Below are 26,692 nucleotides of genomic sequence, written 5' to 3'. Positions count from 1 at the left end.
ATGCAATTTGAAACCTGCAGCCGAAGGACCTAGCAAAAAGCTGAAGGGAAACTTGAAAGGCAATTCGCTCTGGAGTGAAATCTGGAAGCACAGAATGACGTACACCCTGCTTATTCCAGGGCTCGTCTGGCTGATCCTGTTTGCCTACATGCCAATGGGTGGCCTGTCTCTTGCGTTTAAAGACTACAAGGCAAACCTGGGGATCTGGGGAAGCCCATGGAGCGGATTTGAGAATTTCAAATACGTTTTCCGGGATCCAACCTTTATTGACGCCGTATGGCGGACGCTGTACATCAACATTCTAAAACTGATTATTCAGTTCCCGTTCCCGATTATTCTGGCTCTGTTGCTGAATGAATTGCGGATGCGCAGAGGGAAAAAGTGGTTCCAGACAGTTCTTACGTTCCCTCACTTCCTTTCATGGATCATCGTATCCGGGGTAGTCATCAACGTCCTGGCTTATGACGGACTGGTAAACAGTGCACTTGGTTTGCTTGGATTGCCAACCATTAACTTCCTAGGTTCCGAGTCCAACTTTGTACCGATGCTGCTGTTGACGGACATCTGGAAATCAAGTGGATGGGGTGCGATTATCTTCCTGGCTGCCATTTCTGGTATCGATCAGGATCAGTATGAATCAGCACAGATTGACGGAGCATCCCGTATGCAACAGATGTTCCGCATCACATTGCCAAACATTCTTCCTACAATCACCGTCATGTTCATCCTGTCGGTTGGTGGATTGATGTCTTCCGGTTTCGACCAGATCTTCAACTTGGCAAATGCCGCAACTAAAAATGTATCGGAAGTATTGGATGTATATATCTATCGGATTACGTTCCAGTCCTCAACGGACTTCTCATTCTCGACAGCGGTCAGCTTGTTCCGTTCCCTCGTGAATATGGTCTTGCTGCTTCTCGCAGACAGATTTGCCAAGTGGCTTGGCGGAGACGGTTTGTTCCGATAAGAGAGGAGGAAAAATGAAATGAGTAAGAAAGCTAACAAAAAGCCGAGAATTGGTACAGAAAAAATGACATTTCTCGATTACATTATTTTCGCCATTTTACTTGTGCTTGCTCTGATGATTCTGATTCCGTTCTGGAATGTCATCATGATCTCGTTCGCAACACAAAAAGAATATGCTGACAATCCATTTTTGATGTTCCCTAAAGAATGGACATTGGATTCCTATAAGGCGTTGTTCGCTGACGGAACGATTCTGTCGGGGTACAAAAATACAATTATTTTGCTAGTTATCGGTTTGCCACTTAGCTTGTTCCTGACAACAAGCATGGCATATGGCCTTAGTCGCAATAAATTTCCGTTCAAGAAATTTCTCTTTTTCCTAGTACTGTTCACCATGATCTTTAATGGTGGTATTGTACCGCTGTACCTGATCATGAAATCACTTCACCTTACAGGTACGCTGTGGTCTGTTATCCTGGCGGGAAGCTTCAGTGCGTTCAACATGATTCTGATGATGAACTACTTCTATACCTTGCCTGAGTCGCTTATGGAATCGGCGAGATTGGATGGAGCAGGAGAGTGGAGAATTCTGTTCTCTGTTGTTCTTCCGCTGGCTACACCAATTATGGCTACAATCACGTTGTTCTACGGTGTGGCGTACTGGAACAGTTGGTACGACGCGATGATATTCCTGCGAAAAGCGGATCAGTTGCCGCTCCAGAATGTTCTCAGAAACATTATCGTCACATCCCAGACGAACGCATCTAATGCATCCAGTGTGGATGCTGCCCAAGCAAGCAATTTCTCAATGGGTATGAAGATGGCGGCAGTATTTGTCACCATGGTACCAATTATGTGTTTCTTCCCAATGCTGCAAAAACACTTTGCCAAAGGGGTATTAACAGGGGCTATCAAGACCTGATTATACGTATAGGATTTTGCATTAAAATTCTACTAAAAAACATGGGGGTAAAACATGAAAACGAACAAAAAGTTGTCAGTAAGAGCTCTCTTTGCCATCACGCTTAGTGTAGTTATGCTGATGGTGACCGCTTGTTCCAGCCAAGGAGCTTCAGGTGGTAACGAAAAAGATGCAGAGGGAAATTACAAAGATAACCTGACCATCTCTGTAGCTAACCTGACAGAAATTAAAAACGGGAACTTGGATAATGACTTCCACAAGTTCTGGACAGACAAGTTCAATGTAACATGGGATTACAACTATATCGATTGGGATTCATGGGGCGAGAAGCTTCGTCTGTGGATCAACTCTGGCGATTTGCCGGATGTAGCAGTATGGAACTATGTGCATGGCGATGCCATGAACAGTATTGATCAAGGCCTGTTCTACAAATTCCCGGATGACTGGAAAGAACGCTGGCCTAACGTGGCAGCAGCCTACAAGTTGACCGGTCTTGGAGACAAGCTGGAAGAACTGACGGGTGGAACATACGTCCTGCCAAGACCAATCTATTTCGAGAACAAACCTGCTGACCCATTGACGAACCAAATTGGTGTCATTGCACTTCGTAAAGACTGGGCTGAAGCGGTTGGTTTCGAACTGAAAGATGCATATACAACAACTGAATTGAATGAATACGCTGAGCTTGTAAAAGAAAAAGATCCAGGCAAAGTGGGCAACAAACTTGTACCTCTGTCCTACAATGCGGCAGATGCTATGACGAATATCATTATGCCGAACAGTGTGCATGCCATGACCGACACGCCGTTCTACAAAGGTGAAGATGGTCAGTTCCACTGGGGACCAGCAGATCCTGAAACTCTGACAGGACTTAAATTGATGCAAAAAGCCTACAAAGATGGTTTGCTCAATCCTGAATTCTACACATGGAAAAACAATGAAGGTCAAAACAACTTCAAAGTAACAGGTACAGCTGCAGTAACAAGTCTGGGCGGACTGGCTTCGTACAGACAAGGTCTGGATTCTGATATGAGAAAGAATCTGGGTGTAGATAGTGATGAACTGGTACACACAGCAATCGTAGTGGGCGACGATGGAAAATACCGTAACATGGAGCAAGCTAACTTCTGGTCTGCATTGATCTTCAATCCAGACATCAGCGACGAGAAATTCGAACGGATCATGGATCTGATCGACTACTCGACTACCAAAGAAGGACAACTGCTCATCAACATGGGCTTCGAAGGAACAGATTGGAAATATGATGAAAACAAAGAACTGGTTAGCTTGCTGCCAGAAGGTACTGTTCTGGAAGACAAATACCCAGCACGTTTCGAAGGTCTGTATCTTCTGGGTGACGACTTCAGTGTTGTAAACCCTGCAATTAAAAAGGATTATCGTGATAGAGCTGTGAAACTGTTCGAGGAAAAAGCAAAACTCGGTACAGAAGGTCAATCACTCGCAACATACGACTGGGATGTCAACCTGTACGATTCCAAAGCTAAAAGTCAGGCTTCATTCGACTACCAGAATGAATATGCCAACTTGATCCTCAAAAATGGAGATCTGGAAGCGAACTGGAAAGAATGGGTGAACAGCAAAATGTCCCTGGTTCAACCTTACCTGGATGAACTGAACAAAGAATTCAAGTAATCATTCAGTAATTAGCAAGATGGGATATGACAGGTGTGTTCTGTCTGTCCCATCCAATCGAACCCGGTGCGCGGTCTCTCCCCGAACGCAGCCGGGTTCTTTATTTCTACAACATGTAGTGGAGGATAATGTCTATGAATAACGAGCAGTTGCTAGACCTTGTAAAACAAATGACCTTGGAAGAAAAAACGGCCCAGCTGCTTCAGCTGACCGCTAACTTTTATGAAGGAACCAGTGTTGAAGGTCAGATCACAGGTCCAATGGAAGAGATGGGAATCACGGAGCAGTCCGTGGATGCCAGTGGCTCCATTCTGGGATTGTCCGGTGCACAGGCCATTATTGATGTACAACAAGCATACCTGAAAAAAAGCCGTCTCGGCATTCCGCTCTTGTTCATGGCGGACGTTGTGCATGGTTTTAAAACTATTTTCCCCATCCCACTAGCCATTGGCTGTTCATGGGACACTGAATTGGCAGAGAAAAGTGCTGAGATTGCAGCACGTGAATCCGCCGTATCTGGCCTCCATGTTACTTTTGCACCGATGGTCGATCTTGTTCGTGATCCGCGCTGGGGTCGTGTAATGGAGACAACAGGCGAAGATCCTTATTTGAACAGTCTGTTCTCTGCGGCATTTGTACGTGGATATCAGGGCGACAATTTGAAGGATGAGCCGGATCGTCTGGCGGCTTGTGTAAAACACTTTGCAGCATATGGGGCAGCAGAAGGTGGTCGTGATTACAACACGGTCGACATGTCTGAACGCAACTTGCGTGAGTACTATTTACCGGCTTACAAGGCTGCACTGGATGCAGGCGTAGAAATGGTTATGGCTTCATTCAATACCGTAGAGGGTATTCCAGCGAGCGGAAATGAGAAGCTTATGCGTGACATTTTACGTGACGAGTGGGGCTTTGATGGTGTATTGATCTCCGATTGGGCTTCCATTCGCGAGATGATTGCTCATGGCGCTGCTGAAGATGATCGTGAAGCCGCGTACCGCGCCATTCGTGCAGGAGTGGATATCGAGATGATGACACCTTGTTATGTCCATCATCTGCCAGAGTTGATCAATAACGGAGAAGTGGAAGAAACGCTCATTGATGAAGCGGTGCTGCGTATTCTGCAACTGAAAGAAAAGCTGGGATTGTTCGATAATCCACTGCGTGCAGCTGATCCGGAGCGTGAGCGTGAGATTGTCTTCTCAAAAGAACATCGTCAGGTATCGTATGAGCTTGCAACCAAATCCGCTGTATTGTTGAAAAATGATAATGACGTTCTTCCGCTGAAGCCAGAAGCCAATGTAGCGTTAATTGGACCTTTTGCTCAAAGTGAAGACATTCTCGGATGGTGGTCCTGTGAAGGTGTCAAAGAGGATGCCGTTAAACTCGGAGCTGCTTTGCAGGAACGTCTTACTGCAGGAAAAGTTCATATGGCTCAAGGCAGCAACGTTCACACGATCACCGCTGAACAGATTGCTGAAGCGCTTGAAATAGCAAGCAAAGCTGATCTGATCGTGCTTGCACTTGGTGAAGATTCCGAAATGAGTGGTGAAGGTGGATCGCGTACGGATATTCGTTTGCCAGCAGCTCAACTGGAATTGGTTAAACAGCTCAAAGCAGCGGGTAAACCAATCGCCACCGTTATTTTCAACGGTCGTCCTCTGGACTTACATGGTGTATTTGAAGAATCCGATGCTGTGCTTGAAGCGTGGTTCCCGGGCAGTGAGGGTGGAGCGGCCATTGCCGATGTATTGACAGGTGTGGTGAATCCATCTGCGCGTCTGACAATGTCCTTCCCGCAATCTGTAGGTCAGATACCGGTATATTACAATCATTTTAATACAGGACGTCCACTCAATCCGCAAAAGACGGAAGAGCGTTATGTTTCCAAATATATTGATAGTCCGAATGATCCACTGCTTCCGTTTGGCTACGGCTTGTCATACACCTCGTTTGAGTATGGTGACCTGGAAGTTTCGAGCAATGAAATGACTGCTGATCAACCTCTGACGATCCAAGTGCGTGTAACCAATGCTGGCGAGCGTGCTGGTGTGGAGACGGTTCAGTTGTACGTACGTGATGTCACTGGTGAAGTTGTGCGTCCAATGCGTGAGCTGAAAGGGTATGTTAAGCTGTCACTCGCACCGGGTGAAAGTGGTACGGCTACATTTACATTAAACGAAGAACAGCTTCGTTATCATCATTCCGATTTGAGTCATCGCAGTGATAAAGGAACATTCCACATTTTCGTAGGGCCGAATAGCCGCGACACATTGGAGAGTACGTTCAAGCTGGTGTAATGGGATACACCTCATATCGATGAATGATTGAACTCATCATACAAAAGCAGCAAAACTGCACTGCCTTCTTCTCTTCTGTTCAGCAGCGGGGAACAAGGCAGGATAGGAGGATATGAATAGATATATGAAGACCATGAATAAATCTCAAATCAACGTACAATCCGGCGATCTGTGCTTTACGTTCTGGGAAAGCGGTGATTTGTTTAAGGCTGTAAGTGGAACAACGATGATTAATCAGTGGATGGCTAGTCCAGTGGACGGCTCCATGAACAATCTGTACTTGCGTTTTCACAGTGAATCTGCCATTCGGTTTGTGCCAATGCTTGGCATTCACTCCGACAGCCAGGTGAGCACCGACGGTAGCCGTATAGTATGGACAGGTACCGCTGAGGGCGTAGGCTATCAGGTTGTATTTGCTCCAACAACCCGAGGTGTATGGTTCTGGGATGTAACCGTAAACGGTAATGGAGAAGAGGTCGACGTGGTCTATGGCCAGGATGTCGGCAATGCCGATCCAGGTGCGGTACGTAGCAATGAGGCTTACTTGTCGCAATACATTGACCATGCCGTATTTGAGGATACGAAGCTGGGATATATCGTAGCCTCACGGCAGAATCAGCCACAAGGCGGGGCTTTTCCTTATCTTCAACAGGGTTCATTAACCCGTGCAACAGGTTACTCCACAGATGGATTTCAGTTCTTTGGCTTGAGTTACAAGGAAACGAATGTCCCTGAAAGTCTGAGCAAGCCAACACTTGCAAATGAAGTGTATCAGTATGAATTTGCATACACAGCACTACAGTCCGAAAAAGTGGTGTTGAGTGGCGAAGCTCGCTTTGTGTTCTATGGACTCTTTCAGGCCAACCATCCTGAAGCGGTGAAGGAACTTGAATACCAGGATGTTGTACAACAGGCTTGGGACGAGTATGAAGCGAAGCGTCAAGAGAATACAAGCACGGTACAGGCAGTAACCAACGTATTCCCAAAAGTATCTCTCCATCCGGTAATGGGTGAACCCTTGCCTACTTTATCGATGACTGAAGAAGAAGTGAATTCCCGCTTCCCGGCTTCGAAGAGACATCAGGAAGAGCGTGCGGATGGCGAATTGCTGGCGTTCTTTACAGATACGTATGAGCATATTGTGCTGAAGGAAAAGGAAATGCGTGTGGAACGTCCACATGGACACATTCTGATGAGTGGCAACAATGTGAAGCTGGGTCAGAACGTAATCACTACGTCTTCCTATATGTATGGTATTTTCAATTCCCATGTGGTTGTAGGAAATACGAACTTCAATAAAATGATGAGCAACGCACGTAGTGCACTCAACATACCGAAAACATCCGGTCAGCGGATCTACGTTGAGATGGAGGGAATCTTCCACCTACTCACGATGCCTTCCCTGTTTGAAATGGGCTTCAACTATGTTCGCTGGTATTACAAAACAGCTGAGGATACGCTGATCATCACAAATTATACAACTTTGGATACTCCTGAAGTACATCTTCATGTGAAGTCGGAAAAAGGAATAGCTTATCGATACCTAATCACCAATCAGATTACGATGAATGTGAATGAATATGAACTTCCTGTTCATGTTTCCGAGCAGAATGGTGAACTGAGCTTCAAGGCAGATCACAGCTCCCTCAGTGCGGAAGTATATCCGAATCTGGAGTACCGCATGCGGGTAAGCGGAGCAGGAGTGAAGGTTGGCGATGAGACTGAGCTGGCTAGTGGAGTAAACGCAGGCGACGACTCACTGACGACTTTACGTCTGGACAGCAGCGCTGAATGGACATTGACCATTCAAGGTCTGTTGGAAGGAGGACAGACTGCATCCTCGACGCACAGCTTCGAAGAGGAAGTGTCAGCTTATCGTACCTTCTATGTAGAAGTAATGAATGGATTCCATTTGTCCCAACCTCAGAAGCAAGGAGCGGACGAGTTGTTCAAAGTGAATGCTCTTGCATGGTGGTACACCCACAATATGCTGGTGCATTACTCTGTTCCTCACGGACTGGAGCAATATGGCGGTGCAGCTTGGGGAACACGGGATGTCTGCCAGGGGCCGGTCGAATACTTTATGGCTACACAAAAGTATGAGCAGGTTCGCGATATTCTGAAGACAGTTTACTCGCATCAGTATGAGGATGACGGCAACTGGCCGCAATGGTTTATGTTCGATCGTTATTTCAAAGTTCAGCAGGAAGAAAGGCATGGTGACATTATTGTTTGGCCTCTTAAAGTGCTAAGTGATTATCTGATTGCTACCAAGGATTATTCGATTCTGAATGAGGAAGTACCTTATACCGTAAAACATGGTTTTGATTTTACTGATCAGACAGCCAGCGTGCTGGAGCATGCCCAGAAAGAGCTGGAGTATATCCGCAGCCATTTCCTGCATGATACATTCCTCTCTTCATATGGTGACGGGGACTGGGACGATACATTACAGCCTGCCAATGCTCAATTGAAGCAATATATGGTCAGCAGCTGGACTGTGGCACTCACCTATCAAACGTTGAAGCAGCTATCCAGAGCGCTTGCGCCTGTGAAACCGGAGCTTTCTTCCGAGTTAAGTGACATGGCAGCGGGTGTGAAAAGAGACTTCAGCAAGTATATGCTGGATACCGATGTGATTCCAGGATTTGTATATATGGAAGACCCGGCACAAGCAAAACGCATGCTGCATCCGGATGACAGCGAGACAGGTATTCAGTACCGTTTGCTGCCGATGACACGCAGCATGATCGCCGAGCTGCTTGAGCCTGAGCAAGCGCAATCCCATTATGAACTGATCAAGGACAAGCTGTACTGCCCGGATGGTGTCAGATTGATGAATCGTCCAGCACAGTATGATGGCGGCGTCAGCACTCATTTCAAACGTGCAGAGCAGGCATCCAACTTCGGACGTGAAGTGGGCTTGCAATATGTTCATGCTCACATCCGTTATATTGAAGCCATGGCGAAGCTGGGCAACCCGGATGAAGTATGGAACGGCCTTGGCATTATCAATCCAGTGGGTATTCAGGAAGCTGTTCCTAACGCAGATTTGCGTCAAAGTAATGCCTATTTCAGCAGCTCTGACGGGAAATTCAACAACCGTTATGCAGCGCAGGAGCAATTCGATAAGCTTCGCACCGGAGATGTACAGGTGAAGGGTGGCTGGAGAATCTATTCCAGTGGACCGGGAATCTACATGAATCAGCTCATTTCGAACGCTCTGGGTATTCGTCAGGAGGAAGAAGATCTGGTTCTGGACCCTGTGTTACCTGTCAGCTTGGATGGATTACATTTTGATTTCCAATTTGCGGGCAAAAAAGTAACCTTCGTTTATCATCTCAGTGGAGAGGCCGTACAACGTATTGTGCTGAATGGCAAGGAACTGGATGCGACTAGGCTGCAACAACCTTATCGTCTTGGTGGACTGCGTATTTCACGTAAGGAGCTTGAACAGAGCCTGAGCGAGAATAACGTGATTGAGATTTACAGTTAATGGTGTAAACGTTAGTCCATTTTATCAAGTATAAATATTTTAGATGTCAGGTCCTTCGATTTCGAAGGGCCTGATGAACATAACAGGGGAGCGAAGAATGTGGTCAGTATCAAGGATATCGCCAAACAGGCGGGAGTTTCGATCTCTACCGTGTCATATGCTCTGAATGGTAGCAACAAAGTGACAGATGAGACCCGTTCCAAAATTTTGGCTATCGCCAAAGAGCTGAACTATGTTCCCAATGCTGCTGCCAGAACATTGAAGAAGAGAGAATCCAAAATTCTGGGTGTATTTCTGACGGATTTTAGCGGGGATGTATATGGAGACTTGCTTAGTGGTATGAAATCTGTATGTAACGCGCAAGGGTACGACCTAATTGTGTGCAGCGGGAAACAATCTCATCGAATGCTTCCGGAGCGAATGATTGATGGTGCTGTCATTCTGGATCATACATTTGCGAGCAAGGAACTAATGCAATATGCAGACAGAGGACACAAGATTGTCGTTCTTGACCGGGAACTGGATCACCCCAATATTAATCAGGTTCTGCTGGATAACAAGGCAGGAGCAACCCTTGCGATGGAGCATTTGATTGAACAGGGACACACGAAGATCTATGTCGTGACAGGTCCTGAAGGTTCATTTGACTCAGCTCAGCGGTTGAAGGCTGTAAGGCAAGTATCGGAGCGGGAAGCGAACGTGGAATGGATTGAGATCACCGGAGATTTCGAGAAGAGTGGCGGTGAACGGGCAGCGGAACGTATTATTCAGGAATATACTCAACCAGTTGGGGTGTTTTGTCTCAATGACGAGATGGCGATTGGGATGTGTGACCGGCTTGCTGATAGCGAGTTAAACATAGGTCAGGAGATTGATATTATTGGATTCGATAATATTGAACTTAGCAAATATGTGCAGCCAAGACTGGTCACAATTGATTATTCCAAACGAAAATGGGGCGCACTCGCAGCCGAACAATTAATCAAGATTATTGCCGGAGAGCCTGTCGATCATGAACGCATCTACGTGACACTGGTGGAGGGCGGGTCGGTAAACAGCAAGGTTCAGTCAGAATATCTTGCACAAGCCCAAGGTGAAAAGGCGGTTAGCTATTGACAACGCTGCCCCCTCTTCATTTCATGCATGTTGTGTTGAACGACGACTGTACAGCAAGAGACAAGGCTTAGAAGAATTGAAGCATTCTTTTAAGCCTTGTCTCTTGTTTAGCTTCTTTAATTGACCCATTATAAAAAGAAAAAACCTCTCACCAGGAGAGGCTTGGCCCTTAAAGGCCCTTGGTTTTGTCATTGTTGTAGGATGAAGTGAGAATGCCTGTAAGGAAGAGAGCCAATACAATTGCAATAATCCAAAATGTCAGTGAAAATGACATACCATAGCACCTCCTGCAAATCTTTACTTCTATTATAACCATTATAGGAAGAAAAGAAATGCTTCACTCCATCATTTGTAAAATAAAAAGTGAGTAGGTACAGGTCGGAGGCTCCCGTCCGAGGGGTTATTCACAACCCGGTTGTTCACGATGAGTGAGGACGATCCGCCGCCATCCAGATTATAGGCGTCCACGACGCCAAGCTTGTACAAACGTCCTTGCAGCTCTTCCAAGGTGGCTCCTGAGCTTCCACCTTCGTTATACCCGTCAACAACGATAATCAACAATTGATCGTCCTTGTAATTGCCGATCACAGTGCGTGGAGCCCGCTTGGGTGACACTTTCCATTTGGCGGGAATGACCGTTTTTTGCCCATTCTGCAAAAGAACGGGTACAAATGTGGCACCAAATTGTGGTTGTAGGCGATCCAGGGAACTTTTGTCGAAAAATTTACCGCCTACCAGCTTACCGGCATCATCAAGACCTACAAAAAACAGATCCTTAAAGCTGGCCTGAAAACCATTCACATACTTGCCATCCATAACTGTTGTACTCAGCGGATACCGTTTACCGCCACTGTCGGCAAACCCGCCGGCATTAATTCCGGCAATGGCACCGCTGCGCTTGACCGCCTGCATGGTTGTCTCAGATCGGCCTGGCTCGCTGTCCAGAGCCATCTTCATGGCCGTGGGATCTTTTAGCTTGATTTTCATCGCATAGCCTTTATAGGGGCCTGGATTGACCCTATAGAGTTCAATCGTAAGTCGATCACTGTCTATCCGTTCAAACGGAACGCCCAGCTTGGATGAGATTCGTTGATTATAGATCGTTTCCGGGCGAGCGGCTTGAACCGTAGCCTTCTGTACAAGCGTCGACATCGTACTCGTTGTCTGATTGTACAGCTGTGTTGTTCTTTTAATAGAAGAAGAAGTCTGAACAGCAGCTTCTTTTGCCCCTGCAAGCTCCTGACTAATTGCCTGGGTCCGGGGTGTAACATTCTCTTCAGCCAGACCGGAATGAATGAAATCTCCGGGGTCAAGCGGAGGACGAATCAGCAGCATGCATAATATCAATCCAACAAAAGGAGCAAGTGCAAGCATAAATAAACGATTAACCTTTTTTACGGGTGTAATCATTTGAGCAGGTCCATCTTTTTCTGGAGTGTCTCCAGTTGTTTTTTGACTTCGCTCAGCTGAGTATACAATTTGTTGCTGTTGTCGGTTTTATCGTTTGCATTATCCTTGGTGAAAGTCAGTAATTCATTAAAGGACTGCACCTGGCCCTGCAGGTCCGCTACTTCCTTGGATATCGTTGTTAGCTGCTTTTCGTAGTCGGCTTTGAGCGCTGCAATCTGCTGTTGATTATGGGTCTGAAGCTGATTAATCATCTGTTGCTGGAGGTGGTTACTATAATAGTAGGTTCCGAGTACTCCAAGTGCAATGAGAACAATCCACATGACCAGAAACAGCTTGACTGAAGATCCGGCCTTACCTTTGGCGCTCCGGGTGTGATGGATGTCAGAAGGTTGGACAGAAGGTTTCATATCATCACTCCTGGTTATTTATAGGTACAAAAAATTTTCCAGTCCTCATTCTATCACGCCACTATTGATTACGCAAAAATGAAATTCTTTGAGTAATAGGATAAAAAGAGATTGCATCGGAAGGAAGTCCTAGGATACAATTTCTTATAGATGCAATAAGTAGGAACTTTGGGCAAGTTTTTCGACTTTTTTAGATAGAAATGCAGGAAATTTATACTATATTTTGATCTTTCTTCACTTGGGAAGACAAAAGTCCTGATGTGATGACAGCAAAATACAGTAGAAATAGAGCTGTTCTTACAGCTGTATCAAGTGTTTTTCTATTTTTCGACATTATCCGACTTTTACTTCTTCTATACACGGACTGTCGCAAGGGTAGAGGCATCATCATGGCTGATGGTGGAAAAGGAATTTGTACAATACATAACAGGGGGAACAACAATGAAAAAAGTATGGCAGGTGGTCATCGTAGATATCCACCCCACCAGCATGCTGGGTACGAAATTGATTTTGGAAGAACAGCAGGATCTGTTGGTACGGGGGATGACTTCGACTGGGTCCGAAGGTCTTGAACTGGTGAACATTCACCAGCCCGATCTGATTTTGATGGATTATCGGCTTCCTGAGGGCCAGGCAGATCAGTATATATCCCAAATGAAAAATCTGTCGGCTCATAGTCACATCATTATTCTAACGTACGAGGATAATGTAAAATTATTTCGTCATCTAATCAGTCTAGGTGCAAGTGGCATGCTGTCCAAACAGGCTTCCCCTAGCCAGCTGATTCATCTGATATCTGGGCTGCGTGAGGGATGTGTATCCATCCCATTATCCTGGTTAGCCAGTTCGGAATGGGCCCAACCCGTCGAATCTCCGGCAGAAGAACTTATTGTTGAATTAACAGAAACCGAAACTTTTATCATGGAAAGAATTGTTCAGGGCGTAACCTATGATAAAATAGCCAGTGAGATTAACGTTAGCAGACGTTCGATTGATAATTACCTGCGTAAAATATACGTCAAGCTGGATGTAAGCAGCAGGGCACAGGCGATTGAACGGTACGCTTTATATGCGAGGCAGACCAAAACCGTATCCTGACGAGCATGGCTCCATGAATCTCTATGTACGAATGCTCGTCAAGTGTCCGGTCTGGTCATATTTAGTGTCCAACAAGAATAGGTTGTAGGGGCTACGGACTGCGAGCACAGTTCGGATTAGGGATGAAAGGGGAACGGACCGATGAAATATTTCTTCGCCTCCCGTACAAACAGGCTTTTGACATCACTGCTGAGGGACATACGTGAGATGTCTGGTCGGGATTATTTCATTTCTCTGGCAGAAGAACTGCCTGCGGAGGAGCTGTTTCCATTCAAATTGCTGGAAGAAGCAGCGGTGTCTGTATTTAGTTCCGGACCCTCCGCATTGCAGTATGGTGAACCGGCAGGGTATAGACCGTTGAGAGAATGGCTGGACAACGATTGGAATGCTCGCAAGCGCATACGGACAGTCCCGGAGCAGATTCTATTGACTACAGGGACCCAGCAGGCGATCGATCTTGTGATGCGTTTGCTGCTTGAGCCTGGAGATTCCGTGTTGGTCGAGCATCCTACTTCTCCAGGCTGTCTCGAGGTTTTGGAGATGCAAGGTGCCAAAATCGTGCCCGTCACAGGCGATGGGGATGGCATTTTGCCTGACCTTTTGGAGCATCACATGCAGCAGGTGAGACCGAAGCTGCTTTTTGCTGCACCCAGTTTTTCCAATCCAACCGGCGTGCTTTGGAGTATGAAACGGCGTGAGGCTGTGCTTGATCTGTGTTCACGCTACGGCGTGCTGCTCGTGGAGGATGATTCCTATGGCGAACTTCATTTCGATGGATTGGAGCCGGGAGACTTCTACCGGAAGTATCCTTCCCTCTTTGCGCTGGATACAGCGGATCAGGGTGGACATGTTCTCTACATTGGTTCGTTTAGCAAAACTGTAGCACCTGCCCTGCGTACAGGTTGGGCTGCCGGGCATCCGGCCTTGATCCAGGCTATGGCCTCGGTGAAACGGATAGCAGACGGACAGTCCAGTCCCATGAATCAGAGATTATTGTATCAATTGCTCGCCCATTCTCCTTTTAAGTGGAGTGATCATCTCTCCATGCTGAACCGGGAGTATAAGACTAGGCTCAAGCTTATGCTCGAATTATTGAAGCGTCCGGGATGGAAAGGGAGCCAGTACAGCATTCCTGAAGGGGGAATGTATCTGTGGGTACAGTTGCCGGATGGATTGGACAGCGGAGCTCTGCTCAAGGCAGCGTTGTTAAAAGGAGTATCTTTTCTTCCAGGTTCCCTATGCTCCACGGGTGAACAGGATCATCGGTACATCCGATTGAACTTCAGCCATCCCGGCCGGGATGAGTTGCTGCTTGGTATGAATCTGATCAGTGAGTCCATAACAGAGTTTACAGCCCGGAGCTAATCCGGATATAGAAAAGAAAGAATGTAGGGTCAAATTCATGCCTGGAACCTGTGACAGCATAAGTTCCAGGCATTGGATTTGGAAGCAAATAAGTTACCCCCAAAGTAATTACGTTATTGCATCCACTAACATTTTTATATATAATATGTATTAATGAGTTGTTGTTTTCTTTATATAAGCTGCATTCATTGCAAGTTCAGGAGAAGCACTCATATATTTTAACTAACGGGGGAACGAACATGTCTAACATTTTATTTGTCAAAGCAAACGACCGTCCTGCAGATCAAGCAGTCAGCGTACAATTGTACGATGCATTTTTGAGCGCATACAAAGAATCCCACCCAGGTGACACAGTTACCGAACTGGATCTCTACAATACAGATATTCCTTACTACGGCAACACTGTAATTACAGGTGGATACAAAGCCGCTAATGGTATCGAAGCAACTGCTGAAGAGCAAAAAGCAGCTGCACTGGCAGCACAATTGCAAGATCAATTCTTGGCAGCAGACAAAGTGGTATTTGCATTCCCACTGTGGAACTTCACTGTTCCAGCACCACTGGTAAACTACATTTCCTACCTGAGCCAAGCTGGCAAAATGTTCAAATACACTGCTGAAGGCCCTGTAGGTCTGGTAGGCGACAAAAAAGTGGCATTGTTGAACGCGCGTGGCGGAGTTTACTCCGTTGAGCCAATGGCATCCGCTGAAATGTCCGTTAAATATGTAACAAATGTACTGAACTTCTGGGGTATTCAAAACCCTGAACTGGTTATCGTTGAAGGCCACAATGCTTCACCTGACCGTTCCCAAGAGATCGTAGCAGCAGGTCTGAAATTGGCTTCCGAAGTAGCAGCAAGCTTCTAATAGCTTATATATAGAAACACGAAAAAGCCCATTATCTCCGTTGGAGATGATGGGCTTTTTTTGCATCTGCATTTTGCATGGAGCTACACTGCCTGTTGCCTCAGTCATCCCTTCCATGGATCAGGTAGGGCTCCGCTACTTCCGCAATATGTTCCAGCTCACTGTCTTCATGTTGATTCAAGGAAAAATCTATTTCTAGTTCATTTATACTCCGTTCAATCATATCATTATCCTCAAGCATGTGAGCATGCTCGGTTAGTGCCTGCACACCCTTAACCGTCAGCACATATCGTCCACGGGATAGCCGCTCGAACCAGCCATAATAGTTTTTTTGCAAAATGGCCGCAGCGGAGCCCACACTTGTCTGTTTGCTGATCGAGGCTGGAGAGGCTTCTCCCTGAGCGCGAAGGGCGAAAGCTACACGTAATGCCTTTTCTCTGTAAGCGGTGACCAGCTGCCTGCGTGTGCTTCCTCCCGTGTTGTAGTCACCACTGCGCTCGTCGAATTCCTTCAGCAGTCGCTGCCGCCGGATGCCGCCTTTACGGACAACGGTGCAACTACCAGGTATAAGAGATTGGACAGCAGGTTCGCACAGCACATCAATCAGAGGTGATTTGGTTTTGTAGAACGTAACGGTGATAAGGCCCAGTCCAAGTTGTCTGCATAGTGCTGTCAATTCGCCCCAACGCTGGTTCACAGCACCACGCTTGCTACGATTCCGCTCAACAGCCAGATACACGAAGGGGCTGAGCTTCAGGCGCTGCATTCCCTGTAGCAGCAGAGACAGATTAAATGTTTTTTTCATCTCCACAATGAGTGGTTCGTTTTGATCCGATTTGACCCCAACCAGGTCACAATGTTTGACTTCAGCCTTCACGTCGTAGCCGCGTCGTTCGAAAAAAGCCTTTACAGGTGAATATAACTCGGTTTCGTACTTTACTGCCATCGTTTCTGCTCCTTCCCTGAAGTGGCTCGTATCTGGCCATCTATTGTCCCGTTTTCTGAATTTAGAACCTTCATTATATCATATCCGTTCTTTTTTTTCTGAGTGCACAAGATGTCTGATAGAACAGGGAAAGCCTCAAATTAAGACCCGCGGATTGAAAAAAAGAGGTCAACTTATCCGATTTGCCGCATAGGTATGTAATACACTTTTCACAACAATACATGATGTTTGGACAGAGGGTGGCGGGACTAATCCGGACCGCAAGATTGGTATTCAAGCACAAGCCGTAATTCTATTGATTTCTTCATACCATTCGGAATGGTTGACAATCACACTAAAGGAGCCATGGGAGGTACCAAGCATGAATATTTTTGAACGCGTTGCGGAACATCGGGCAGAGAGTGACCGTTTATCATGGAACGGGACATTTGAAGATTATATTGCACTGCTGAGAGAGGACCCGACTCCGGCAATGACGGCTCACGCACGAGTGTACCAGATGATTGAATCGTTTGGCGTGGAAGAAGTTGGGGGGCACAAACGGTACAAGTTTTTTGAACAGGAGATTTTTGGGCTGGATCGTTCCATTGAAAAGCTGGTGGAAGAATATTTCCACTCAGCAGCACGTCGTCTGGATGTTCGTAAACGTATTCTGCTGCTGATGGGCCCAGTCAGCGGAGGTAAGTCAACACTGGTAACGCTGCTGAAACGTGGCCTTGAACAATTCTCCCGCACAGAGAAGGGTGCTGTATACGCCATTGAAGGATGCCCAATGCATGAGGAGCCTCTGCATCTGATTCCGCTGGAGCTTCGTCCCGAAGTGGAAAAGGAGATCGGTGTCCGCATTGAGGGCAATCTCTGCCCATCCTGCCAGATGCGTCTTCGGACGGAATATGGGGGTGATATCAGTAAGGTGCGGGTAGAACGGGTCATCATTTCCGAGGATAACCGGGTGGGAATCGGAACATTCAGTCCATCCGATCCCAAATCCCAAGATATTGCCGATCTGACAGGAAGTATCGACTTCTCAACCATTACCGAATTCGGCTCTGAGTCTGATCCGCGCGCCTATCGTTTTGACGGTGAATTGAACAAGGCCAACCGTGGATTGATGGAATTTCAGGAGATGCTGAAATGTGATGAGAAGTTTCTGTGGAACCTGTTATCGCTGACGCAGGAAGGTAATTTTAAAGCAGGCCGATTTGCCTTGATCAGTGCGGATGAAATGATTGTGGCGCATACGAATGAATCCGAGTACAAATCATTTATCTCCAACAAAAAGAATGAAGCCTTGCAATCCCGGATGATCGTCATGCCGATTCCCTACAACCTGAAGGTCTCCGAGGAAGAGAAGATTTACGGCAAGCTCATTCAGCAAAGTGATATGAAGCATGTCCATATTGCACCGCATGCCCTGCGGACTGCAGCCATTTTCTCCATACTTACCCGCTTGAAAGAAACGAAGAAACAAGGCATGGATCTGGTCAAAAAAATGCGGATGTATGACGGTGAAGAAGTCGAAGGGTACAAAGAAGCTGATCTGCGCGAGATGCAAAATGAATATTTGGATGAGGGCATGTCGGGCATTGATCCACGTTATGTCATCAACCGGATATCCAGTGCTTTGATTAAGCAAAACCTTCAGTGCATTAACGCGTTGGATATTCTCCGGGCGATCAAGGATGGTCTGGATCAGCATGCTTCGATTACAAAAGAGGAACGCGAGCGTTACCTGAACTTTATTGCCCTGGCTCGGAAAGAGTATGATGAGCTGGCGAAGAAGGAAGTGCAGAAAGCATTTGTCTACTCGTTCGAAGAATCGGCCAGAACGCTGTTCGAAAATTACCTCGATAATATCGAGGCATTCTGCAACTGGTCCAAAATTCGTGATCCACTGACGGATGAGGAGATGGACCCGGATGAGCGTTTGATGCGTTCGATAGAAGAACAGATCGGTATTTCCGAAAATGCTAAAAAAGCTTTCAGGGAAGAGATATTGATCCGCATCTCGGCTTATTCCCGGAAGGAACGGAAATTCGAATACAGCAGCCATGATCGTTTGCGTGAAGCGATTGAAAAGAAACTGTTCACTGACTTGAAGGATATTGTGAAGATCACAACTTCAACCAAGACACCAGATGCCACTCAACTGAAACGAATGAATGAAGTGATTAAACGGTTGATTGAAGAACATGGATATACCGCAGCTAGTGCGAATGAACTGCTCCGTTATGTGGGCAGTCTGTTGAATCGCTAATCTGCAACGAACCATTCCGGATCAGGCTCCTGACGCCTGCTGTGAGGCTCCTTCACAGCAGGGTCAGGGGTCTTTTTATATAGGTATTTGTACAATTATGACTAGTAAAATGACAGAGAAGGTCAATTCCATGACAAATTAGTTCTAATGGTATATGTAAAATTAGGTCATTTAGTCTATAATCGGTAAACAGATATTTACAATTTAATATTTTTTGTGGTTATTAAGGAGCTGACAGAACTAGTTATGAGTATTACTATAGCAAGACAACAACAACTTGATTATATTGGGTTGACCGCCGGAGATCTACAATTGCTTGCGGATCATCGACCTGCTTTTGAGAAAGTCGTGGACGAAGTGGTGGACCATTTCTACAATCATGTAGGCAATTATCCGAATTTGGTCGATCTGATTGCCCGGTTCTCGTCCATTGACCGTTTGAAGGAAACACAAAAGCTATATTGGTTATCCATGACCGATGGTGTAGTTGATGATGCATACATTGAACAGCGCATTGCAATCGGACTGGTCCATTCCCGCATTGGTTTGTCCGAAGATTATTATCTGGGTACGTATATGGTTTACCTCGATATTGCAACAAGTATATTCCAGCAAGTCATCCCCGAACACTGGCATCTGGTCATCCAGGCTCTTAGTAAAATGTTCAATCTCGATTCACAGCTTGTATTGGAGGCTTACGAGAAGAAGGAAAAGGAAAAATTAAATCAACTTGCTGAAGATCAGCAGCATACGTTGCTGGCCATCACGGAGATTACCCAGCAGTTGACGGGCATGATTAGTGAATTGAATGAAAATGCTCAGGCGATCTCTGATGTGGCCAGAGAAACGGCTGCCTCTCAGGATCAGGCAAATGGATTGTTGGAAGAGCTGACTAAGGAAATTCATCAGATTGGCAAAATGGGTGAGATCATTCGTGAAATCTCGGATCAGAGTCATCTCGTGGGTTTGAATGCCGCCATTGAAGCTGCACATGCAGGAGAATTTGGCCGGGGATTCGAGGTGGTTGCCAGTGAGGTTCGCAAGCTTGCGGCTAGTTCCCGAGAGGCTCAAGGGAAAATTCAGTCGAACTTGGCACAGATCATGAAGAAGCTAGGTAGTGTTCAACAGGAGTCGGAGCACACTGCTTCGGGAGCAAGGCGTCAGGCATCCCGATCAGAAGAGCTTGCGGTTTTTGCTACCACTATGGAGAAACTGGCACTTGATCTCAGGAAATTGGATCATCAGGAATAGGCGTTAATACTGGCTGGAAGCTGTGATACCGTTTCTGGCTGTTTTAAGCTATAATGGGTAGACAAACCTGCCGATGTTATAGTGAATGCAGCCGGAGACAGGGGATTTGAAAGAGGTTGAGGTGATCAGGTGGCTTCTATCCATGATGTGGCCAAAGAGGCGGGCGTATCTGTTGCAACCGTTTCCAAAGTGCTGAACGATTATCCCGATGTAAGTGACAAAACTCGCAAAAAAGTCAATATAGCCATCGAACTATTGAAATATCAACCAAATGTGGTTGCACGTGGACTTGTAAAACGCCGTTCTTGGACGGTAGGTGTGTTGTTGACGGTTCCTTTTACCAATCCGTTTGTATCGGAGCTGCTTGAAGGAATCAAAACAGCACTGGAAAACAGTGGATACGATCTTGTTCGCTTATCTACACGTTTTGATGATCCAACATACTCGTTTATTAAACATTGCCGCAGCCGAAATGTAGATGGCGTCGTTGTATTCGGGGAAGGAAGAGACAACAAGAGTCTTCAGGAATTGGTTACTGCGGAGATTCCTACGATGTTCATCGATACCGACTTGTTTGGCAAGCGGGCAGGATACATAACGACGGATAATGCCAATGCCATTGCCATGAGTGTGAAGCATTTGCATGAACTGGGTCACCAGAAAATTGCTTATATTTCAGGTACACTTGGGCCTGCTGTAGCGAATCTTCGACTGGATGGATATCGGGAAGGCTTACGTGTCTGCGGCATTCCATATTCTACGGTGTACCTGGAGGTTTGTGACTATTCTTTCGATGGGGGCAGTAAGGCAGCTCGCCGATTGCTTGCATTGAAGGACCAGCCTACGGGGATTGTCTGTGCTTCAGATATGTCTGCTTTTGGTGCGATCCACGAAATTGAGAAGCATGGTTTACGGGTGCCCGAGGATGTATCTGTTGTCGGATTTGATAACACATACTATGCGGAAGTGTTCAAACCAGGGTTGACCACGATTAATCAAAATATTCATTCCATTGGGATCAAATCGATTGAATATCTGATCGCCATGATTGAAAATCCTGCTTATACGCCACCAGTTATTACGGAGCCATCCAATCTGGTGATTCGTCAAACGACTGCACCTGCGCAAGCGTAAAGATCTTCCAACCAGCACAGCCTATGGGCTGTGCTTTTTTGGTATGTCGTTTCATTTTAAGAAATAACGGGGTTCAGAAGTTACTGAGTAAAGCTGGCAAGAAAAGCTGTTGACTTTTTGCCACACAGACCCTAACAATAAAAGGCAGAATAATACAAAAACTAATGTAATCGCTTACTTTTGCTGATGGATATAGGGAAACTGCAATTGTCATTCAATGGGAAGGGTGATGGTCATGCATCGGGTACTGCTGGTTGATGATGAAGTATATGCTCGCAAAGGACTTCGAAAATTGATCCGCTGGGAAGCATGCGGGTTCGAGGTGGCTGGAGAGGCGAATGATGGGGATGAGGCTTGTACCCGGATTGAAGAGCTGCAGCCAGACGTTGTCATTACGGACATACGTATGCCGGAGACGGATGGACTGGAATTGATCCGGCGTACGGTTGAGCGTGATGAGCAGGTTCTAACCATGCGCAAACAGCCCTATTTTATCATCGTGAGTGGATATAATGATTTTGCTTATGCCCAGCAGGCTGTAAGGTATGGGGTGCAGGATTATATTTTGAAGCCAATTGATGAAATTGAACTGGAAGGGACTTTACGCAAGCTGGCGGAGGAGTTGAATCGTCACAAACATGCTGAACAAACCAGACGTGAGCAGGAATACGTCAGACTACTTGATCAGTTTATCTATGGCGAATCGGAATCGGGAACGCTTGAACAGTGGACTGAACTGACGGGTACACGTGCTGGCGACGCACTGGCATATCTGCTGTTTGAGAATAACACGCCACATTTCCGAGTTTCGGATAATACTCAAGAAGAGGAGCCGGGAGCCAGGAACGGAGAGAATTTTGGCCGGATTGTGCAGTCTGTTCTTGGAAAGATGTATGCAAATCGCTCGTATCTTCATGTAAAAGAGCATGGCGAACGTATCGGAGTTCTGTTAACTGCGGAACATCTGCACCCCTATTCAATGAATCTTCATGAGGTTGCCAGGCAAATGCAATCTTGCTTCGCCTTAATGGGTCATGACTCTGTAAGTATATATATTGGGAAGGTTTGTTATGAACCTTTACTTATTGGACATGCCTATCAGACCGCACTCAAGGCTATTTCCTATAAATTCATTTCAGAGAAGAGTGGGATCGTCCTGTATGATGACATGCAGCATGAACCTGTACAGTGGGTGCATACCGATCATGAAAAGGAGCAGGAACTCCTGACACTTATGGAGGAACAACGGGTTGAGGCGTTGGAGAATGCAGTGGGTGAATGGTTCAACGGAATGAGAACGGCCAATTACGCTCCTGTTGCCGTAACGTCAGCAATTCACCAATTGATCTCAGCGGTTCTATCCATTCTGAAATCCGCTGAGGCGAATGTGAAAGAGATACCTTCGTTCAAGCTAATTTTGGCATGGCAAGCAGATCGGGGAACGTTGGCTGAAGCCAGACAGTTGTTGACGGTTTTTATGCTGGATTCAGCACGTAAACTGGCGGAACAGCGTCAGTACAATCACAGGGGAGCCATGACTAAAATCAAACATTATATTGAAGCCAACTACAGCAGCAATATTAGTCTGAGAAGTATTGCCTCCGAATTTTACATGAACCCGGTCTATTTGGGTCAACGCTTCCGCAAGGTGTATGGCGTGTATTTCAATGACTTCCTGCTTCAGCTTCGGATGGAGGAAGCCAAGAAGCTGCTGCGTCAGACGGATATGCGAGTATATGAAATTGCCGAGAGGGTTGGGTTCGGAAGCAGTGACTATTTCGCGACTCAATTTGAGAAAAAGGAATCATGTTCCCCTACGGAATATCGAAATCGCATCCTGGATGAAGGGTAGGGAGATGACACCGTGAAGCTCAACTTTTTTAATAATATCCGCCTACGGGATAAAATGCTGATTTTGTATCTTTTCTTTGTACTCGTACCCGTTATCCTGACGAATGTTATTTTCTATCAGGTGACCATAGCGAACGTAAAATCCCAGCGAATGGCTGACCTCTCCAAAGGAATGGAACAGATCCGAAGTCAATTTATGGGGGAAATTCGCAATGCGGCCGATTTTTCCTCAAGCTTTTATACGGACAGTATATTAAATGACATGCTGGATGTGAATTATACAAATCCGGTTCAGTATATCGAAGCCTACGATTCTTATCTTCGCAAAATCCTGAATACCTATTACTCCGGCTACCGCTCCCTCCAAGGCTTGACGATATATGTGGATAACAAAAGTGTACTGCCTTCCGGGGGAGTTGAGTTTCTGACTGAAGAGGTTCGACAGTCCGAGCCATACAGGCTGCTGGCAAACAGTGAACACTCCGCACCCATTCTGATGAGATCCGGTCCTGAAGGGAATCGGCAGACGTTCAGCATTTTACGCAAACTCAATTATTATGATGCTCTTCCCGGATGGAAGGAAAAGTTCGTACGACTGGATCTGAAGCCGTCGACGATTCGCCAAATTTTCACCAACCTTAACGTTCAGGGCAGCCTGTATCTGATTAATCCGGCTGGACAAATAGACTACTCGACGGATTCTGGTATCCCATGGACCAGTCAACTCGTGAATTATGGCGATGTCATGGATCAACAAAGTAAGAAAGAGTTCGAAATGGCCTATCCATTGTCCGGTGAAATGGAGGGATGGAAAATCAACGGAGTGTTCGATGAATCCGAAATTTACAAGGAATTGGGCAAACCCAGTCACCTTGTCGTTGTACTGGCCTGTATCAATCTGATTCTGCCAACCTGGATCATTATCTGGATGACACGTACAATCCACGTGAGGCTGGCACGAATATTGAAACACATGGAAAAAGTGAAGCATCAGCGATTTGAACCGATTAGACAGCCGGAATCGTCGGACGAAATTGGGCAGCTTACAGCCGAATTCAATCGCATGACGATGACGATCCATCGTTTGATTAACGACGTCTACGTGGCAGACATTCAACATAAAAATTTGGAGTTACAGCGGCGGCATGCCCAATTAAACGCATTGCAGAGCCAGATTAATCCACACTTTTTATTCAATGCGCTGGAGACCATCCGCATGCGCAGTCTCATGAAAGATGAGGATGAGACGGCACGAATTATTTATCATATGGCTAAAATTTTTCGAAATGCCCTAACCTGGAATCGGGATAAAGTCAGCATTCAGGAAGAATTGGAGTATGTGACCTGTTTTCTTGAAATCCAGAAATATCGTTTCGGTCAAAAGTTGAATTATAGGATTGATTTGGACCCAGAGGCTGCGGATTGTTCCATTCCCAAGATGACATTGTTGCCTTTTGTTGAAAATGCCAGCATTCATGGGATCGAACCACTGAAGGAAGGTGGGGAGATTCGGCTTTGTATTCGGCGAACAGGTACAGAACTAATCTGTGTGGTGGAGGATTCCGGGGCAGGTATGACAGAGGACAAAAGAAAACAGCTACTTTCTTACGTGGAAACGGAAGATTCAATGGGTGATCGCGTAGGAGTACAGAATGTCATCTATCGTCTGAAGCTGATCTACGATAGTCGGTTCCATATTCAGATCGATAGCGCTCCTAGGACTGGCACACGTGTCGAGATTGGTTTACCCCTCGAAGATTAACCAAATACGTTAAAGTATTAAAGATTATAAGGCAATAATATATAGTTTATCGGGTAAACAAAGTTTGTCATCAACCTTATAATGAGAGTGCTTACATCAGTGGGGGGAGAAAGAGGGGGCGTTCATATTGGTTAACCATATGCTGAAGCGCTGGCTACCGGCAGTATTAGCTTTAACCATGATGACGGCTTGTTCCTGGGGAAGAAGCGAGATTAATTCGGAATCCGGAGCAGTGCGAGACGGTAAAGAAAGCACAGAGAAAGTGACATTCACCTATTTTAAAGCGGGTTCCGGCAAGGACATCAATACAAACGAAACTACAATCGGCAAAAAGCTGGAGGAACAAACGGGGGTTAATTTCAAAATTGAATACCTTGTAGGTGATATTAATACCAAAATCGGAACGATGATTGCAAGTAACAAGTACCCCGATGTGATGGTCCCGGACGGGGCTATTGACAAAATTGTGGATGCGGGTGCATTTATTCCTCTCAACGATCTGATTGATCAGTATGGCCCCAACATTAAACGGGTGTATGAGTCGTACTACAACCTGATGAAAGAGGAAGATGGCAACATTTATTTTCTGCCCATGAGCGCAGTGGTTGGAGACTATCTGCCTAATCCGAATGTGGATCAAGGTGCATTCTGGATACAGCGGCGTGTATTAAAGGAGACTGGATATCCAAAGATCACCACACTGGATGAATATATGGATCTGATTAAACAATACGCTGACAAATACAAAGATGAAGGATTGACTGGATTCCTGTCATTGACGTATGATGATAAATTTTTTACGATCACTAACCCGGCCATGCATCTTGCAGGTTATCCGAATGATGGAGCCATTATGGTGGATATGCAGACACAGGAAGCCAAGGACTATGGGCTTACCGAAGAGACCAAACGCTGGATGCAGAAGTTGAATGAAATGAATTCATTAGGGCTATTTGATAAGTCCTCCTTTGTCGATAACTATGACCAGTATCTTGCGAAAGTGACCAGTGGGAAAGTGCTTGGATTCTTTGATTATGCCTGGCAGGTAGGGCAGGAAATGAACAATCTGAAGGAAGCCGGTAATGACGATTTGCGTTATATGGCACTGCCGATTGTGTACGACGCAAACACCAAGGATCAATATACTGATCCGCCGAGCTTTGTTAATAACCGGGGGATTGGCATTACCGTAAGCGCAGAAGATCCTGTCCGTATCATCCAATTCTTCGATAACCTATTAACGGATGAGAATCAAATTCTGTCCAACTGGGGGATCGAAGGAGAGACCTACGAAGTGGATGACAAGGGGCGATTTACGCGCTCTGCGGAAATGATCCAGAAAACAGATTCAGATGAGTTCCGTGAATCGTTCGGATTCAAATATTTTGAGTACAGCTGGCCGCGTTACGGTAATGGTTCGACTCTGCCTGACGGTAATTCTGTCGGTGTAGAACGACAACCCGAAGTTGCCCAATTCTCCTATACGGGTGGAGATAAGCTCATTCTGGAGAAGTATGGCGTGGAGACGTTCTCCCAATTGTTTGCTGCGCCAGATGAACGTCCATGGTACCCGGCTTGGAGCATTGCTTTTGATCAAGGTTCCCCAACCCATATCTATGGACAGAAACGTACAGATTTGCAAAAGAAATATGTACCCAAACTAGTCCTCTCCAGTCCGTCTGACTTTAACAAACTCTGGGATGAATATGTGAAAGAATTCAACAAGCTTGATGTGAAGGACTATGAACAGACGATGACCGAAGAAGTTCGCAAGAAGGCAAAATTGGTCCAAGGTGAATAAGGTGGCGAGGAAAGGATGGCGCGGAGGGATAAACGCCTGCAAGGCGCGTGGTGAATGGGAATTCGGCAATATTAAACATTCGTTTTATCTG

The 26,692-nt window shown here is 46.1% G+C and carries 18 protein-coding genes; 15 read left to right on the top strand and 3 right to left on the bottom strand.

Annotated elements, in window-relative coordinates:
- The first annotated feature begins 7 nt into the window (after positions 1–7).
- The 6 genes from MHB84_RS03765 to MHB84_RS03740 all read left to right on the top strand — a co-directional run bounded on the left by MHB84_RS03765 (position 8) and on the right by MHB84_RS03740 (position 10,453).
- Entirely contained in the window at positions 8–967 is a 960-nt protein-coding gene (locus tag MHB84_RS03765; RefSeq protein WP_062320079.1) for an ABC transporter permease, read from the top strand.
- Between the two features lie 18 nt (positions 968–985).
- A complete protein-coding gene (locus tag MHB84_RS03760) occupies positions 986–1,888 on the top strand; it encodes a carbohydrate ABC transporter permease (RefSeq protein WP_076289886.1) in 903 nt (300 codons plus the stop codon).
- Between the two features lie 54 nt (positions 1,889–1,942).
- Positions 1,943–3,541, top strand: a complete 1,599-nt coding sequence (locus tag MHB84_RS03755; RefSeq protein ID WP_076289885.1) for an ABC transporter substrate-binding protein — start codon at positions 1,943–1,945, stop codon at positions 3,539–3,541.
- A gap of 134 nt (positions 3,542–3,675) precedes the next feature.
- Positions 3,676–5,841 carry a glycoside hydrolase family 3 N-terminal domain-containing protein gene (locus tag MHB84_RS03750; protein ID WP_076289884.1) on the top strand — a complete coding sequence of 722 codons (2,166 nt, stop codon included), beginning with the start codon at positions 3,676–3,678 and terminating at the stop codon, positions 5,839–5,841.
- Positions 5,842–5,965: 124 nt separating this feature from the next.
- A complete protein-coding gene (locus MHB84_RS03745; protein ID WP_076289883.1) occupies positions 5,966–9,337 on the top strand; it encodes a GH36-type glycosyl hydrolase domain-containing protein in 3,372 nt (1,123 codons plus the stop codon).
- Positions 9,338–9,436: 99 nt separating this feature from the next.
- Positions 9,437–10,453 (top strand): LacI family DNA-binding transcriptional regulator, encoded by a 1,017-nt coding sequence (locus MHB84_RS03740; protein ID WP_076289882.1) that lies wholly within the window; start codon positions 9,437–9,439, stop codon positions 10,451–10,453.
- A 345-nt stretch (positions 10,454–10,798) separates the two neighbouring features.
- Here the strand turns inward: MHB84_RS03740 and MHB84_RS03735 are convergent, their stop codons facing one another.
- Complete coding sequence (locus tag MHB84_RS03735) at positions 10,799–11,863, bottom strand: phosphodiester glycosidase family protein (protein ID WP_076289881.1); 1,065 nt, start codon at positions 11,861–11,863, stop codon at positions 10,799–10,801.
- Entirely contained in the window at positions 11,860–12,270 is a 411-nt protein-coding gene (locus MHB84_RS03730) for a hypothetical protein (RefSeq protein WP_063564256.1), read from the bottom strand. The genes MHB84_RS03735 and MHB84_RS03730 overlap by 4 nt, the downstream gene beginning before the upstream one ends.
- Before the next feature lie 441 nt (positions 12,271–12,711).
- Here MHB84_RS03730 and MHB84_RS03725 point away from each other — a divergent pair, with 441 nt between their 5' ends.
- The 3 genes from MHB84_RS03725 (at position 12,712) to MHB84_RS03715 (ending at position 15,599) form a co-directional block, all read left to right on the top strand.
- Positions 12,712–13,368 carry a response regulator transcription factor gene (locus MHB84_RS03725; protein ID WP_076289880.1) on the top strand — a complete coding sequence of 219 codons (657 nt, stop codon included), beginning with the start codon at positions 12,712–12,714 and terminating at the stop codon, positions 13,366–13,368.
- A gap of 141 nt (positions 13,369–13,509) precedes the next feature.
- Positions 13,510–14,733 carry an aminotransferase-like domain-containing protein gene (locus MHB84_RS03720; RefSeq protein ID WP_076289879.1) on the top strand — a complete coding sequence of 408 codons (1,224 nt, stop codon included), beginning with the start codon at positions 13,510–13,512 and terminating at the stop codon, positions 14,731–14,733.
- Positions 14,734–14,972: 239 nt separating this feature from the next.
- Entirely contained in the window at positions 14,973–15,599 is a 627-nt protein-coding gene (locus tag MHB84_RS03715; RefSeq protein WP_063564259.1) for an FMN-dependent NADH-azoreductase, read from the top strand.
- A 100-nt stretch (positions 15,600–15,699) separates the two neighbouring features.
- Here the strand turns inward: MHB84_RS03715 and MHB84_RS03710 are convergent, their stop codons facing one another.
- Complete coding sequence (locus MHB84_RS03710; protein ID WP_076289878.1) at positions 15,700–16,545, bottom strand: DUF2161 domain-containing phosphodiesterase; 846 nt, start codon at positions 16,543–16,545, stop codon at positions 15,700–15,702.
- Between the two features lie 361 nt (positions 16,546–16,906).
- Between MHB84_RS03710 and MHB84_RS03705 the strand changes: the two genes are divergently transcribed.
- The 6 genes from MHB84_RS03705 (at position 16,907) to MHB84_RS03680 (ending at position 26,601) form a co-directional block, all read left to right on the top strand.
- Complete coding sequence (locus MHB84_RS03705; RefSeq protein ID WP_076289877.1) at positions 16,907–18,802, top strand: PrkA family serine protein kinase; 1,896 nt, start codon at positions 16,907–16,909, stop codon at positions 18,800–18,802.
- Between the two features lie 246 nt (positions 18,803–19,048).
- Positions 19,049–20,053, top strand: coding sequence for a globin-coupled sensor protein (locus tag MHB84_RS03700; protein ID WP_076289876.1), 1,005 nt, complete (start codon positions 19,049–19,051; stop codon positions 20,051–20,053).
- 129 nt (positions 20,054–20,182) lie between these two features.
- Positions 20,183–21,187 (top strand): LacI family DNA-binding transcriptional regulator, encoded by a 1,005-nt coding sequence (locus MHB84_RS03695; RefSeq protein WP_076289875.1) that lies wholly within the window; start codon positions 20,183–20,185, stop codon positions 21,185–21,187.
- Positions 21,188–21,404: 217 nt separating this feature from the next.
- A complete protein-coding gene (locus MHB84_RS03690) occupies positions 21,405–23,039 on the top strand; it encodes a response regulator (RefSeq protein ID WP_083678948.1) in 1,635 nt (544 codons plus the stop codon).
- A 12-nt stretch (positions 23,040–23,051) separates the two neighbouring features.
- Complete coding sequence (locus tag MHB84_RS03685) at positions 23,052–24,800, top strand: sensor histidine kinase (RefSeq protein WP_318261480.1); 1,749 nt, start codon at positions 23,052–23,054, stop codon at positions 24,798–24,800.
- Between the two features lie 139 nt (positions 24,801–24,939).
- Complete coding sequence (locus MHB84_RS03680; RefSeq protein ID WP_076290139.1) at positions 24,940–26,601, top strand: ABC transporter substrate-binding protein; 1,662 nt, start codon at positions 24,940–24,942, stop codon at positions 26,599–26,601.
- The last annotated feature ends 91 nt before the right edge of the window (positions 26,602–26,692 follow it).

It is taken from the genome of Paenibacillus sp. FSL F4-0087 (assembly GCF_038020215.1).
GTDB classification, from domain to species: domain Bacteria; phylum Bacillota; class Bacilli; order Paenibacillales; family Paenibacillaceae; genus Paenibacillus; species Paenibacillus taichungensis.
This window is presented reverse-complemented; position numbering and strand designations above follow the sequence as displayed.